Source organism: Ruminococcoides intestinale (assembly GCF_040095935.1).
Classification (GTDB): Bacteria; Bacillota; Clostridia; order Oscillospirales; family Acutalibacteraceae; genus Ruminococcoides; species Ruminococcoides intestinale.
Genome location: NZ_JBBMFQ010000008.1, coordinates 1 through 14,648, shown reverse-complemented (window position 1 = coordinate 14,648; position 14,648 = coordinate 1). Strand labels below are relative to the sequence as shown.

Here is a 14,648-nt window from a genome sequence, read left to right as displayed (position 1 = left end):
AATATTCTTAGTATCGGATTTACAAATGAGTAATAACTTGTAAAACCAACCACCTGTGGTTTTGTGTTATTAGGTAAGGGTAAGAAGCAAAATAGTTAAATAAATATTTTGTATAACTACCATATTTCGAACAGAAAGGGGGGAGTTTATACTCCCCCCTAATTGATTTTATATAAAAACTTTACAATTTGTATGGTGACTAAAATGAAAAAACTTCTATCTGTTTTATTATTAATAATTGCTTTCTCTTCTCTAAGTGCTTGTGGTAAGCAGGGAAATAGTCAGCCTGTATCTGATGATCCAACTAACGGAATAAATAACGGGTTAAAATCAAATGAATACGGTGATACAGTAACAGACTACGGGACTCAGGCTTATGAAAAAACATCGTTTGAAATTGGCAAAGATGATCAGCCGTTTTTTATTTCAAAAACAGGTATGAACATATCAAATGGAAGCGGAGAGTACACTTTTTATAACAATACATTATATTATTATGATAACAAAGTACAAAAAGCTGTTATCGCTTGCGGAAAACCCGACTGTCAGCACATAACAAATGTTGACGAGGGGGAAAGCGACTGTAATGCATTTTTCCCAAATAGTATATTTTATTTTGATAAAGGTTATGCCTATTATAATGATAATATCTATATGCTAGGAAGAGGCAGTGACAGCGACAACTCGGTTTCTCTCTACAAAATTAGCTCGGATGCATCAAAACGAGAAGAAGTATTAAAATTATTTGAAACTTCTGATATTAATAATATAGGAGTGTTTACGATTCATAGAAAATATGCTTTTTGGTCATTAAACACACAGAAGGGTACACAACTGTTTCGAATGAATTTAGATGACAAAAAAGTAGAACAAGTATTCAGGGAAAATGATAATGGTGTCTTTATAACGAGATTTATCGGAGCCGGAGATTATTTGTATTTTTCATATTCATATGCAACTGATGAAAGTTATGATAATTGGGACGGGTATATATGTCGTCTTAATATACATTCAGGTCAAACTAAAAAAATAATAAATACAACGGGTTGTTATACAGTAATGAATAATAAGATTTATTACTTTGATTCAAACAAGTTTTTTCAATGTGAACTTAATGGAGAAAACAATTCTAATTTTATTGATGCACCTGATGATTCTTGGCTGATAGTTGGTGATACTAAATACTTATACCTGACAAATTGGGATAATGAAATTACAGATTCCTCATCTTACAAAATATTTGTTGTTAGTACGGGCGGAAAAATAATAGATACAATTCCTATTTCAGATTGTGAATTTTTCAGAGGCGGACTTTCAGACAATCTATATATTGAAACAACTGATAGAAAACTAAAGGTGTTCGCAAAAAATCAAATAGGAACCGGCAAATATAATTGGAAAACAATTTATACTGTATCGGATACCGGGGAAGTAATTTTAAATGAATGAATCTAAAAGAGTTTTCTTAAATAAAAAAATAATATTCAGCTTTTTAATACTGATGACAATATGCTTCTCCTTTTTTCTTTACACTCAATACCAAAATACTTATTCAAATGGATGTAGTGTTGAAACGCTAAACAGTTACAGGAAAGAATTTTTTAATGACTTAAGTAATAAAACTATTTTGCAGGCGCGAAACATCGTGTCGGAACAATTAGATTATGTTTCGACTGTTAATTCATTAATTAATTTTGAGAGAATGAAACTGGAGGACAAAGACAACTACTTAGACGTATGGCAAGATAAAGAGGAAGAGTTGCGTAATTTATATCCGGAAATATCGAAAGAATATGATGAAAATAAAAACTTATATTCGGAAAATGATTATTCGGCTAAAGAAGCCGTGCTTCTGGAAGTTTTAACTCAAATTGAGTATATCATTGACTATCCGGATTATTTAGATAGTATTGATTCTAAATCAGAACAAATGAACGAAATAAGTATTTTTTCAAATGCTGATTCGCTGTCTAACTCAAATATTAAAAAAACAGCGGACGATTACGCAAATCTAAAACATATAGATCTTGAGCTTGGTAATGATAAACCAATTATTTCTGTAGTTAATTTTGGATTAGTGCATTATATAATTTTTATTTTCAACTTAGCTATCATCATAGTTTTTATTCAAGAGAGAAAATCGGGTCTTTGGAATATTATCCATGCTACTAAAAAAGGAAGATTTTCACTTGCAATCAAGCGAATAGGAATTCTGACGGTAAGTGTTTTTCTGTCTACTGCTATTGCATATACCATTTTATTTATTACATCTTTTTTGTTATACGGTGGCATAGGTGATGTATTTAGAAGTGTTCAATCAATCCAGGAATTTCAAAATTTTGTATTTCCGATGTCAGTACTGGGATTTATTGCATTTTATATTTTTATAAGTGCCTTATCTCAATTCGTCCTAATACTTTTTGTTTGGTTAATAATTTCACTTATCAGAACAATTAATATCGCATTGGGTTTTGCCGGTGTAATATTGGCTGTTGAATTTACATTGTATAAATTATTGCCAATCCAAAGTAATTTGTCTATTTTAAAATGCGTAAACTTGTTTTGCTTTGTGGATCCAACAACAGAAGTTGCAAAATATCATAACCTGAATTTTTTGAATATCGTTATAAACAGATTTTGGCTTATATTTTACTCTTTAATAGCGTTTATACTCATTTTTGGATTAATAACAGTGTTGGTTTCTGCGTTTAAATACCCTGAATCTAACGGAAATAAGTTAACGAATATGCTTAATAAGTTCTTTAAAAAATTAGCTGATTTATACTGGCAGATAGTTGAAAAAATATCTATTATCGGCTATGAACTTTATAAACTCTTAATCATTCAAAAGGGATGGATAGTTTTAACTGTGCTGATATTTGTCCTTTTTAATACTGTTAATACAACAGAAATTTATCAAAGTGAAACAGAAAGCATAGTTAACGAATTTTATGAGAAATATAGTGGACAATTAACAGATTTTGCGCGTCAATACGCTGTGAATTTGAAAGACGAAATTGAAAAAGTGGATTCTGAACTTGCCCAAGCATATTTGGATTATAGAGAAGGTAAAATTACTCAAAATAACTATAATTCGCATGTCTTGAAATCAGATGCTTTTGATAGTAAAAGAGAAGCTCTGAATATTATACAGGAGCGTATAAATTATGCTGAAAAGCAAGGTGACAATGCCTGGCTTGTAAACCCAGAAGGATACATTGAACTGCTGGATTCAAAGGCTTTTTCAAGGCAACAGAACTTTGCATTACTTTCTGTTTTTTGTATTATTATTATTTTGTCAAATGTTTTTGCCTATGAAAAGCAGTCAATGGTATATCCTGTGCTTATGTCTTCGTTTAAAGGACGCCAATTTCTGTTTAGGAAAAAGGTTCTGGCAGCAACTATTATTACCCTAATAATATGGCTATGTACAAGTTGTGTAGAAGTTATTAGCGTATGCATCAGATACCCGATTGAAAACTTAAATGCTCCGATTTACAGTATTGAATTCCTGAATATAATTCCTTTTAATTGCAGTCTTATTATTTTTCTATTAGGATTATATATTTCAAAACTGCTTATTATGATTTCTGCTTGCTTCATTGTATGTTTGATTTCTACATTGGGAAAATATGAGATTAGTATGATTATCTCGACAATTCTGTTGGTTGTACCTGCTCTGCTCTATATACTTGGAATTGATTTTTGGGGTTATATTTCGGTTATTCCTCCATTAGCCTCAATGAAGTTAATACTGTCATCTAATGGCACAACTTATTTTATTCAGCTTGTTTTAATGCTTATCTTGGGAATATCATCTATCTTTTTTGCAAGACAAAAATGGTGCAAAGAAAGAAGGTTTGGTAATGACACTTGAAATGAAAAATTTAACAAAATACTATGGTAACAACTGTGCATTGGATAACCTCAGCTTGTCGCTCTCAAATGGAATATATGGTGTTCTCGGAGCAAATGGAGCAGGTAAAAGTACCCTTATGAATCTGATTACTGATAATGTCAAGAGGACCTCAGGAGAGATTTTATATGACGGGACAGATATTTTGAAACTCGGTAATAGGTTCAGAAAACATCTTGGTTATATGTCACAGCAGCAAGGTTTTTATGATCAGATATCAGCAAGAGCTTTTTTGCTATATATAGCCTCATTAAAAGGCTTGAAAAAGAATGAAGCAAAGGAACAAACTGACAGGTTGTTAGAATTTGTTAATTTGTCCGATGTAGCACATAAAAAGGTGGGTTCTTTTTCGGGCGGAATGAAGCAACGTGTTCTTCTGGCGCAGGCATTGCTTGGAAATCCAAAAGTAATACTGCTTGATGAACCCACTGCGGGACTCGATCCGAAAGAGAGAATTCGTATTCGCAACTTTATAAGTGAGATTGCTGAGGATAAGATTATATTGTTTTCAACACATGTAGTTTCAGATATTGAGTTTATCGCAAGGGAAATAATATTGCTCAAGAACGGTAAGCTTGTGTCGCATGATACCTGTACCAACCTTACAAAAGAAATTGAAAATAAGGTATTTGAAGTCGAAATTAATAAGGAAGAACTTAAATATTTTCAAGATAATTACCGTGTGTCAAATCTCTATCATAACGACGAAAAAATCATTGTAAGATTAGTAACTGATATCCCACCTGAAAACTATAAAATACAATCCGTAAAAGCAACCCTTGAGGATTTGTATCTGTATGTGTTTGAGAACGGGAAATAACAAAAACAGAAAAAATAAGAAGATATTTAATATGTGCTTGTTAAATGCCGACAGGTTTTAGCTTTTAATGCTATTACCTGTCGGTATTTTTATGCTCTTTTTTGCATTGAAAGCAGAAAGGACTTTGTTGTTATACAAGAGCAGGAGTCCTCCAGTCAATTTGATTTTTTGAATTCAGATTGATTGGAGGACAAAATATGGACAATAAACGTTCCAAAAGAAGAAAGGATAAGTATAATCCTTACACATTACATACAGAAAAGGGAAAGTACTATATCTCATTTACAGATGCTAATAATTGTATTCAAAAAGTTTTAATATCTAAGAAAATATTTGATAGTTTTAATAAATTTGAGCTTGAAGATATTTCTTGGATGAATGAATACGACAGGCATTATGAACACTCTGAAATATACGAAAGCACATTACACGAAAGAGGCGCTATAAATGTTGAATGTATGGAAGAATACTTGGATAATACTCAGGATATGGAAAATTTGCACATGGCGATAAAAAATTTGCCGGAAGTGCAGAAACGCAGACTGAAAAAGTATTATTTTGAAGAAAAAACTTTTGACGAAATAGCGTTTGAAGAAGGCTGTACTTATCAAAGTATTCAAAGATCCGTGTATCGCGCAGTGGCAAAAATTAAAAATATTTTAAAAAATTCATAAATTAGGGGTGTGTTTTAGCTTTTAAGTGAGGAAACAGGTGAGAGGATTAATTTTCTTTCGCCTGTTTTCTTTTTTCAGAGAACAGATATTGCTCTTTGAAAATAAAATATCAGCACATCAGATACATTCCTTCTGCTGTTCGGTACGGACAAGCCACATGAGCGAACTTCTATACAGAACTTCAGGACTCAGACATTGAAAGGTAAATTCAATGACGGCGATGACAGGCAGAGGGGATAATGATACTTCCGTCAAGTCAAAAGTCGAGCGTGATAGAACCGTCGCAACCAAAGATGGCGGCCGTGGGAGATCCTCACGGTGGTGAAATTCCAATGGAGCTATATGCAATAGCCGTCTGATGTGTTCCTTGTCGCAGGGTATTGAGGATAAATAGCGACAATCGGATAGTGTGAAATTTAGAACTATCCAAAACGATTGATGTTATCCCGACAGCAGAAAATTAAAAATCTTCTGCTGTCGGGCGGTGAAAAGTAAACTTTATGAAAGAGGTGTTTTAATTGGGATTTATTATAGGACTTTTTATAGGAGTATTTATTGGCGTATGCATTATGTGCCTGTGCAATGCAGCGGCAAAAGCTGATGAGCAGATGGAAGATCATATAAACGACAAAAACAAAAAATAAGGAACAGGTGGTAATTTGAACGAAAACTATATAAATGAAAATAAAATTGATTCTGAACACAAAATAGAATCTGTTATAAACGACTGTAAGGTCACAATCTACTTTTCTAAAAACAGAAATAACCATGTTGAAAGGAATATTCTCGAAAATCTTTTGGATACATTTGAGAACAGAATGAAAACTCAGATTGGATGCTGAATTTCTTTAAGTTATTTTTCAGATTTGCTGGATATTATAAAAATTATGTAGTATTGTTGGTTTGCAAAAATCGTATGAAAGGGTGATAAAATGAAAAGAGTATATTGCTTGTACAGAGTATCAACCAAAGGTCAGGTTGATAAAGATGATATTCCAATGCAGAAAACCTCGTGCAGAGAATTCGCAGAGCGCAATGGCTGGACAATTCTGAAAGAGTTTCAGGAAAAAGGCGTGTCAGGCTTTAAGGTTTCGGCAAGTGATCGAGATGCTATTCAGGATTTGAAAGCTGCCGCAGAAAAGAAAGAATTCGATGTACTTCTTGTCTTTATGTTTGACAGAATAGGCAGAATTGATGACGAAACCCCGTTTGTCGTCGAATGGTTCATCAAACACGGCATAGAGATGTGGAGCGTTAACGAGGGCGAACAGCGTATGGATAATCATGTGGATAAGCTTATGAATTACATACGATTTTGGCAAGCCAACGGTGAAAGCCAGAAAACGTCAGCTCGTGTTAAAACTCGTCTTAACCAGATGACATTGGACGGCAAATTTACCGGAGGTGTTGCCCCATTCGGCTACAAACTTATAAAAAGCGGTGAAATCAATAAAAAGGGAAAAGAGCTTATGGACATAGTCATTGACGATGATGAAGCTCCGATAGTCAAGAAGATATTTGAGATGACAGTCAAAGAGGGTTATGGTTCATATCGAATGGCTGACTACCTGAACAGTCACGGAATCAGAACCCATAATAACAGCAAATTTCAATGTAATACGGTTAATCGTATTCTAAAGAACAGGCTGTACTGCGGTTATCTTGTGTCAGGCGGTGTTGAATCACCGTATATAGAAAGACTGCATATCATAGATGAAAATATCTTCGACCAAGCTCAGTTCATACTGAAACAACGCTCCTCAAAGAATGAAGAAAAGCAACAGATAGCAAGGACTACCAAAGGCAGTACATTACTTTCCGGAAATATCTATTGCGCTCATTGCGGTCAAAAGATGGTATCAACAAGTTACATTGATAAATATGATAGAGCAGATGGCAGTCAGTATAAGGTTCGCAGGCAGAGATACATTTGCACAAATAAAGCAATGAAACGAGGTGCTTGTGACGGACAGTCGGCTTATGTGGCACACAGAATTGACGGTGCTGTGCTTGCAACGCTGAGGGATTATCTCGCTAAAATCAAATCAACACCGAAAGATATAGCACTCGAAAAACGCTATAAGTCAGAAATATCGGAATATAAGAGAAAGCAAACTAAGATTGAAAAAGAGATTGATAAACTAAAAAGACAGGTAGTGGAATTATCTGCCGAAATAGGACGCTCTTTACTCGGCGAAAGCCGCTTTACTCCAGACATACTGTCAGCTTCTATTGACAATACAAACGATTTACTCCATAAAAAAGAATTTGAATTAAGTGATATAAAGTTCAAGCTTGCCAATCAGCAAAATGCAATGGGCAAGCTTGATTTTTATTATTCACAGTTCAGAACTTGGGCTGATGAGTTTGATAACTCCACAATGGAACAGAAGAAAATGATAGCTTGTCAGCTCATAAGAGAAGTGAAAGTATCACGGGGATACGAATTAGAGATTGTCTTCGACCTTAATTATGAACAATTCCTATCTCTATAAAGCTTAATAGATTGAATTTGTAAACTCAGTCTGCTATAATAATTTTAGGTTAGAAGTGGGTGAATATATATGAGCGAAGAAAATAAGATACAAATTTTTGAAGATAAAAAGATTCGTACTGCGTGGAATGAGTCGGAAGAAGAATGGTATTTTTCCATAGTTGATGTAATTTCAGTTCTGACTGACAGTAACGAACCTCGTCGTTACTGGAGCGATCTTAAGCGAAAGCTTAAAGCTGAAGGAGCAAACCAGTTGTACGAAAATATCGTACAACTGAAAATGCAATCTCCTAAGGATGGTAAAAATTACAAGACGGATGTTGCAAATACAGAGCAACTTTTGAGAATAATTCAATCTATTCCGTCACCAAAAGCAGAACCATTTAAAATGTGGCTTGCAGAAGTTGGCAGAGAAAGAATAGATGAAACTATTGATCCCGAACTTACCATAGAGAGAGCTCTTGAAACATACCTGAAAAAAGGATATAGCAGAGAGTGGATAAATCAAAGACTTCAGGCTATACAGGTGAGAAAAGAGCTTACTGATGAATGGGATTCTCGTGGTGTAAAGCAGGGTGTAGAATATGCAATTCTGACTGATGAAATTACAAAAGCGTGGTCAGGAATGACAACCCGCCAGTATAAAAATCTCAAAGGATTGAAAAAGGAAAACCTGAGAGATAATATGAGTACGCTTGAGTTGGTACTGAATATGTTGGCAGAAGCTACCACAACTGAGATTTCCAAAGAGAAAAATCCTCAATCTTTTTCTGAAAACAGAAGTGTTGCAAAAGATGGCGGAGAAGTCGCCGGAAATGCACGAAAAGATATCGAGGAAAGAACAGGAAAACCTGTGATTACTTCAAAAAATGCCGTCGATTTTTCAAATCTCATTTCCAATGTAATAGAAAATGATTTTGATAAAAGTGAATAAAGTATTCTGATTGCCTTGTGAGTTAAAAAATCCCGCAAGGCTTTTATTATATCCCGATTTCAAGTTTGTTCCTCGGATGTTTGGCAGAAAGGATGTTTTTCTGTTTGTTGATGCTGGTATGTGTGTAAATCTGCGTTGTGGTAATGGAGCTGTGACCCAGCATTTGTTGAATATAGCGTATGTCAACATCTTCTTCAAGCAGTAGAGTTGCAAAAGAGTGACGAAACATATGCGGAGTAATGTGCAGCGGCACTTCTGCACCGATTGCATAGTTGGTAATCATATTACGAACAGATTGTTCAGATAGACGGTTGCCGAGTCTATTTATAAAGAAAAATTTGTTGTTTGCTATTTCAAATTTAAATGATTGATTATACTTTTTGAGCAACTCCTGAACATTTTGATTGCAGATTTGAATCAGGCGTTCTTTTGAGCCCTTTCCGTAAATTTTGATTATGTAATCATTAAAATCAATTTGTTCAGTCGTGAGTGTGCATAATTCTGAAATCCTCATTCCGGTGGCAAACAGTAATTCAAGTATGAGTGTATTCCGCAGAGCAACTTTCTTAGTATAGTCAGTTTTAGCTTTGGTAAGTTGTAGATAAGCAAACCTAATAATTTGCTCAATATTATTTATGGGAATAATTTTTGGGAGAATAAAGGGTTCTTTATACTTGATTTGTATCTTATGAAAAGGGTTAATATCAATAAGTTCCTCAATTTCAAGATAGTGAAAAAATGCTTTTAGCGAAGCAATTTTACGCTTCACACTCTTGGGTTTGTACTTAAAATGCAGTAAATCAATGTATTGCTCAATGGATTTTTTGTTTGTCCATTCAATAGCAGATTCCATAGTGAATTCAAAATACTGCCTTAAATCAATAGTGTATGATTTTATCGTTTTCTGATCAAGATTTTTTCTTGAAAGGCAAAAGTTTAGATAATCAGTTGTTAGATTATTTGCTTGTACATTTTTTATTTCCATCGCATATAGCTCCTTATATTTAATAAAATTATTATGCAATAGAAAACAAAGAAAGTCTATTCAAATGCCTAGATTTATTTTGCATAAAAGTATGTTTATAAAGCAGTGAACAAGATTCTATTATGCAAAATACATAAAAATACCGTGTGAAATTTTATAACTGATTTGCGTAAAAGTTATTTAAATATTTGTCAAATTATGTTATAATTAATACCATAAAGGGTGATTATAAATATTTTTATATTACATACCCAAAATATAGATTTAGTTAAGGCTTAATACTTTTTTCTTAGAATGAGATTAAGCACTACATAGACATATACCAGTTGAATGTAAGATGTGTAGCGTATTTTGTTAACAGAAATGTATTATTGACCTTACCTGAAAATAATGAATAAAGGATAACTTACAATTATCAGCTATTTGCTTAACAATTTAAGGATTATTATGCGAGTATAAAGTAGGTATTTGTGCCATTGAGTAGAAGGAAATTAAAATGTATCATTTAGAAAACTTTTTAGGAAATAGATTCGAAAAGATTAGATATATTATCGATAACGAATATAACCAAATGAACAATTATATAAATCTCATAGGTAGCGCTAATTATGCGTTTCCATCTGTTTTAGAAGCTATGAACACACCATTCAACCTTAACCCTTCAGAGGGAAGTAGGGGGAATAGATTTTTCCCTCTTTGCAAAGATATTGATGCTCTTGAAGAAATAGCTGAAGAATATTTGCAAAAATTGTTTCAATGTCAAGGCTATTATTGTAATATTGAAGCCTATTCAGGAACACAAGCAAATCAAATTGTTTACCAATCAATTCTAAAATATGGAGATAATGTTGTAGTAATGGATCCAAAATCCGGTGGACATGTTTCCCATTATTATTATCTACAAACATTTTGCAATATATTTTCATATAACGTTAATAAAGATGATTTAATTGACTATAACGAAATAGAAAGACTCTGTAAAAGTAAAAAACCTAAATTATTGATTGCAGGAGCTAGTTCATATCCTAGAAAAATCGACTACATTAAATTGCATGAAATATGCAATAAATACAACATATTACTACTTGCTGATATTTCTCACACTGCAATTTATGTTGCAGCAAAAAAACATATTTCACCTTTTGGTTATGCAGATTTTATTACTTTCACGACTCACAAGACAACACGAGGTATTCGTGGTGGGATAATAATGTGCAAAAATGAGTACAAAAATAAAATTAACCATTCTACATTTCCTATTGTTCAGGGAGCCCCAAAATTCAATGAAATTCTCGCAAAAACCATAATGCTGGCAGAGTTAAACTCAATAGACCTGGACAGTTACACAGATAATATTTTAAAAATTTCACAAGTTTTCATTAAAATTCTCAAGGAACACAATCTAAAATTATATACTGATGGAACTGATTCACATTTAATTTTAATAGACTTAAAGGAGATGAATTTGACTGGGAAAGATTACGAAGATTTATTGTTAGAACAACACATTCTAGTAAATCGCAACCAATTGCCTAATGATACCAGAAAGGCAAGTTTAGCTTCTGGCATCAGAATAGGAATCTTAACTTTAGCAACTCTAAATATGCCTGAAGAAGAATATCGACAAATAGCTTCATTGATTGCATCAACTATTACTCAAAAAAAAGTTATTGATATTTTTCTAGCAAAAGAAATTATAAAAAAATATAAAATAATTCAATAGCAATAATTTTTATCACATATAAAAAATTAATACCTCCAATGGGGCGATATTCCCAGCATGAATTTTTTGCTGTTTTGGTAGTTTACTATTAATCCGTATGTATATATATCACCAGGATACGTTTTTAAAATTTCGCTATCTTTCGAAATAGCTTTATCTTCAACGATAAATAAATTATACATACATAATAACTTTATCCATGGATCAGGTAAATCTTCTGCATCCGAATAAAGATTCAATAGTTCCTTACGTATATCAATCAAATTTTTAAAATTTAAAATGTATTTACATATCAAAATGTTACATTTTAATTTAATAATATCAAATGTTAGATTCTTTGGTACGATGGTTAGTGCATTTTCAAAATATTCTAGAGATAATGGGATATTATTTTCACAAAAATAACTTACGCCTAGATTTATATTTGATTGATATTCTTCGTTAGACTTTAACATAGACATTATTTTTTGTGCTTGTTTAAAATAATTCCGTGCAATTTGAATATTTCTTTTATCTTGGCCCCTGTATAGATACAGAATTCCAATATTGTTCAAGCAAGTAGACTTTACAAATTCATTGTTGTTTTTTTCGAAATAATTTAAAGAAGCCTCAAGATTCTTTATTGCTTGTTTAAATTCGAAAAGATGTCCTGAATTTCTAAGTATTATATAATAATACTCAACATCGACATATTCATTGTAATTATTAATTAAATTTATTACCTTCTCTTTAACCAAACTATCCATTCTTAAATGTTGTAAAGCGTTCAAATAAATACTCCAACTTTCATAATTATCAAGTCTGTTTGCTAACACTTTTATAGTTTTCTCATATTTATATGACTGTAGTAAAAATTTCGCTTTATAAAGTTCAACATTGTAATATTTAATTAATTGCTCTGTTATTTCGAGTCCTTCAGAAAAACAACTTGTTTTTTGAAATGAATCAAGTATTTTTAAAATAGAGTTGACCGTAAACAGTAAAATAATCTTCTTATCATTTATGCGACTTGATAAATTTCTGTATAGTTGGCATATTTGGAAGTACCTAAATTTATCATATAATATGTTAATATACTTTTCAAGAGCGCCTAAGTGTTCTAAAAAGTTGAATTGTTTTTCAAGTTCAAGTAATCCGTTAATGCAAAAAACGAAATCACTATCATCTATTTGTTCGTATAGAATATCTGAAAATACTTTTTTGCATGAATGTAATAGCTCAATAAACCTTTCTTCTTCATCAGTTGATTCTAAATTATCTCTGCTGGCTTGTGATATTTTTTCGTGTTCTACCTTAAGGGTTTCATTGTCACCTATCAGGATATATTTCATCTTGCATAGATTTGAAATACTTTGTTGAAATTGCATTTTGGTACAATTATGATTATATTTAACTATACGTTCTATGAAAGATAGTTTTATACCTTCTGGGAATAGTGCAGCTAGATTAACTATGTCTTTCTTAATTTCATCAAGTGCTTTTATTCCATGTAACGTAGGAATATCAGTTATGTTATTTGTTCCATGTTGTTTTATCTGAAAGATAAATTCATCTACCTCTCTCATATTGCCATATTGGACTAATGAGTAAAAATACTTTATTCGTTCTTTTACATAAAAAAACTGCTGTAAATTTAGATTTTTATTACATATTTCTTCAAATTGATCAATTGTAATATAGCTTAATTTTAATGTTAAACTTTCACTATCTAATCTTTGGTCTTGAACTAACTTTTTGGTAATATCTATTTCGTTCTTTAATGTATAAGAAGTGAATAACAACACATTTCCCTCTAATTGACGAATTAATTCAAAGAAATCTTTTGTTATTTCTTGAGGTAGGCATTGAATATTATCAACGAAAATAATAATTCCTGTTTTATTGCTTAAATAGCGTAAATAATCATTAAAAAGAATTTCATTAGAATAATACTCTTTTTTCAGATTATCATCATTAGTGTTTAGTATTCTATATATTAAAGGTCCGATTGTCGGAATTAAAGAAAGAGATGCGATTAATGCTTTTTTAGCATTTGATTTAATTTCTTCTTTATAATTTTCTCTATCTAAAAATGATAAAAAGCTACAATCGCTCGTAACATATGTTTTATTAAATTGGTTAGAATTGCTCTTTTGTAAAAGTTTATAAATTAACAGATTATAGAAAAGATCTTTAGAGCAATCCTCTGTAAGAGAAGAACAGTCATAGTGTAAAACGGTACATGCAGAATATAAGTTGTTTTGTTTAATATTATTTAATGAAATAAAAACTGTTTCTGTTTTTCCGGAACCGGATAATCCAAATATAGAAATATGGCCTTTCATATTATTACCATTAACATAATTCAGAATATCTTTTTCCTCATTCCTATATAGATGTTTTAGAGAATCTATGTAAATCTTTGACATATTAACACCCAAAACTAATAATAGATAGAATATCATTATATAAATTCTTTATTGTATACGATACTTCTAAATGTCTCCATCCTATGGTTAATCTTTCTTGAATTCTATTAGCTGACGCAATGGAACTTTTGATATCAAAAACACTATCAAATACAACTCCACTTTTGTCAAAAACTACAGGTGTTGAATCCCTAAAATCAATAATGTAAGTTGGGATATCTAATAATGTAGTTTTCAAACCGTATTTTAATAAGTATGCTAATGCCCAATGTGTATTATCAGCCCATAATCTTTCGTCTTTAGTAATCACAAAACGAATAGCTCTCTCACATTCAGATGCGCTCATATTTTTTATACGAGCATATTCATTTTTTATACTTGAGTTTCTATGGTTTCCCAAAATCGTGTTCATATAACCGACTTTTTTAGAATATTCAAAAAATATCCCAGTGTTATCTTGTAAATCTGCAACATGTTTTGATTCAACACTTATGATTTTTCTAGTTATATAAACTTCTATTTCTTTCGGCAGAGTACTATTTGTTTCAAAATCTATGTACTTAAACTTATGTATATTTTCTCCTGCAATTGACATAATATCACCCATTTGTATTATATCACAATATTTTATTTTTACATTAATTATACTTAACTTGTTAAGCAAATAGCTGATAATTGTAAGTTATCCTTTATT

The 14,648-nt window shown here is 31.7% G+C and carries 12 protein-coding genes; 9 read left to right on the top strand and 3 right to left on the bottom strand.

Going from position 1 to position 14,648, the window contains the following annotated elements; all coding sequences use genetic code 11:
* Nucleotides 1–204 precede the first annotated feature (204 nt).
* The 8 genes from WMO31_RS10305 to WMO31_RS10270 all read left to right on the top strand — a co-directional run bounded on the left by WMO31_RS10305 (nucleotide 205) and on the right by WMO31_RS10270 (nucleotide 8,838).
* Nucleotides 205–1,449 carry a hypothetical protein gene (locus tag WMO31_RS10305; RefSeq protein ID WP_367999657.1) on the top strand — a complete coding sequence of 415 codons (1,245 nt, stop codon included), beginning with the start codon at nucleotides 205–207 and terminating at the stop codon, nucleotides 1,447–1,449.
* Nucleotides 1,442–3,877 (top strand): hypothetical protein, encoded by a 2,436-nt coding sequence (locus WMO31_RS10300; protein WP_367999656.1) that lies wholly within the window; start codon nucleotides 1,442–1,444, stop codon nucleotides 3,875–3,877. Before WMO31_RS10305 ends, WMO31_RS10300 begins: the two co-directional genes overlap by 8 nt.
* Nucleotides 3,867–4,736: an ABC transporter ATP-binding protein gene (locus WMO31_RS10295; protein ID WP_303999338.1), complete on the top strand. Its 870-nt coding sequence runs from the start codon at nucleotides 3,867–3,869 to the stop codon at nucleotides 4,734–4,736. Before WMO31_RS10300 ends, WMO31_RS10295 begins: the two co-directional genes overlap by 11 nt.
* A gap of 197 nt (nucleotides 4,737–4,933) precedes the next feature.
* Nucleotides 4,934–5,410, top strand: a complete 477-nt coding sequence (locus WMO31_RS10290) for a sigma-70 family RNA polymerase sigma factor (protein WP_367999655.1) — start codon at nucleotides 4,934–4,936, stop codon at nucleotides 5,408–5,410.
* 518 nt (nucleotides 5,411–5,928) lie between these two features.
* Nucleotides 5,929–6,054, top strand: coding sequence for a DUF3789 domain-containing protein (locus WMO31_RS10285; protein ID WP_303999341.1), 126 nt, complete (start codon nucleotides 5,929–5,931; stop codon nucleotides 6,052–6,054).
* A 15-nt stretch (nucleotides 6,055–6,069) separates the two neighbouring features.
* Nucleotides 6,070–6,252, top strand: a complete 183-nt coding sequence (locus WMO31_RS10280) for a hypothetical protein (RefSeq protein ID WP_249377485.1) — start codon at nucleotides 6,070–6,072, stop codon at nucleotides 6,250–6,252.
* Between the two features lie 90 nt (nucleotides 6,253–6,342).
* Entirely contained in the window at nucleotides 6,343–7,905 is a 1,563-nt protein-coding gene (locus tag WMO31_RS10275; protein ID WP_367999654.1) for a recombinase family protein, read from the top strand.
* Nucleotides 7,906–7,974: 69 nt separating this feature from the next.
* Complete coding sequence (locus WMO31_RS10270; protein ID WP_367999653.1) at nucleotides 7,975–8,838, top strand: BRO-N domain-containing protein; 864 nt, start codon at nucleotides 7,975–7,977, stop codon at nucleotides 8,836–8,838.
* A 46-nt stretch (nucleotides 8,839–8,884) separates the two neighbouring features.
* On the opposite strand, the gene WMO31_RS10265 is transcribed toward WMO31_RS10270, so the two are convergent.
* On the bottom strand, nucleotides 8,885–9,823 hold the full coding sequence (locus WMO31_RS10265) for a tyrosine-type recombinase/integrase (protein ID WP_367999652.1): 939 nt from the start codon (nucleotides 9,821–9,823) through the stop codon (nucleotides 8,885–8,887).
* A 496-nt stretch (nucleotides 9,824–10,319) separates the two neighbouring features.
* Between WMO31_RS10265 and glyA the strand changes: the two genes are divergently transcribed.
* Nucleotides 10,320–11,546, top strand: a complete 1,227-nt coding sequence (glyA, locus tag WMO31_RS10260) for a serine hydroxymethyltransferase (protein WP_367999651.1) — start codon at nucleotides 10,320–10,322, stop codon at nucleotides 11,544–11,546.
* Between the two features lie 26 nt (nucleotides 11,547–11,572).
* On the opposite strand, the gene WMO31_RS10255 is transcribed toward glyA, so the two are convergent.
* Nucleotides 11,573–13,954, bottom strand: a complete 2,382-nt coding sequence (locus tag WMO31_RS10255) for a tetratricopeptide repeat protein (protein WP_367999650.1) — start codon at nucleotides 13,952–13,954, stop codon at nucleotides 11,573–11,575.
* Nucleotide 13,955: 1 nt separating this feature from the next.
* On the bottom strand, nucleotides 13,956–14,549 hold the full coding sequence (locus WMO31_RS10250) for a hypothetical protein (RefSeq protein ID WP_367999649.1): 594 nt from the start codon (nucleotides 14,547–14,549) through the stop codon (nucleotides 13,956–13,958).
* Nucleotides 14,550–14,648 lie beyond the last annotated feature (99 nt).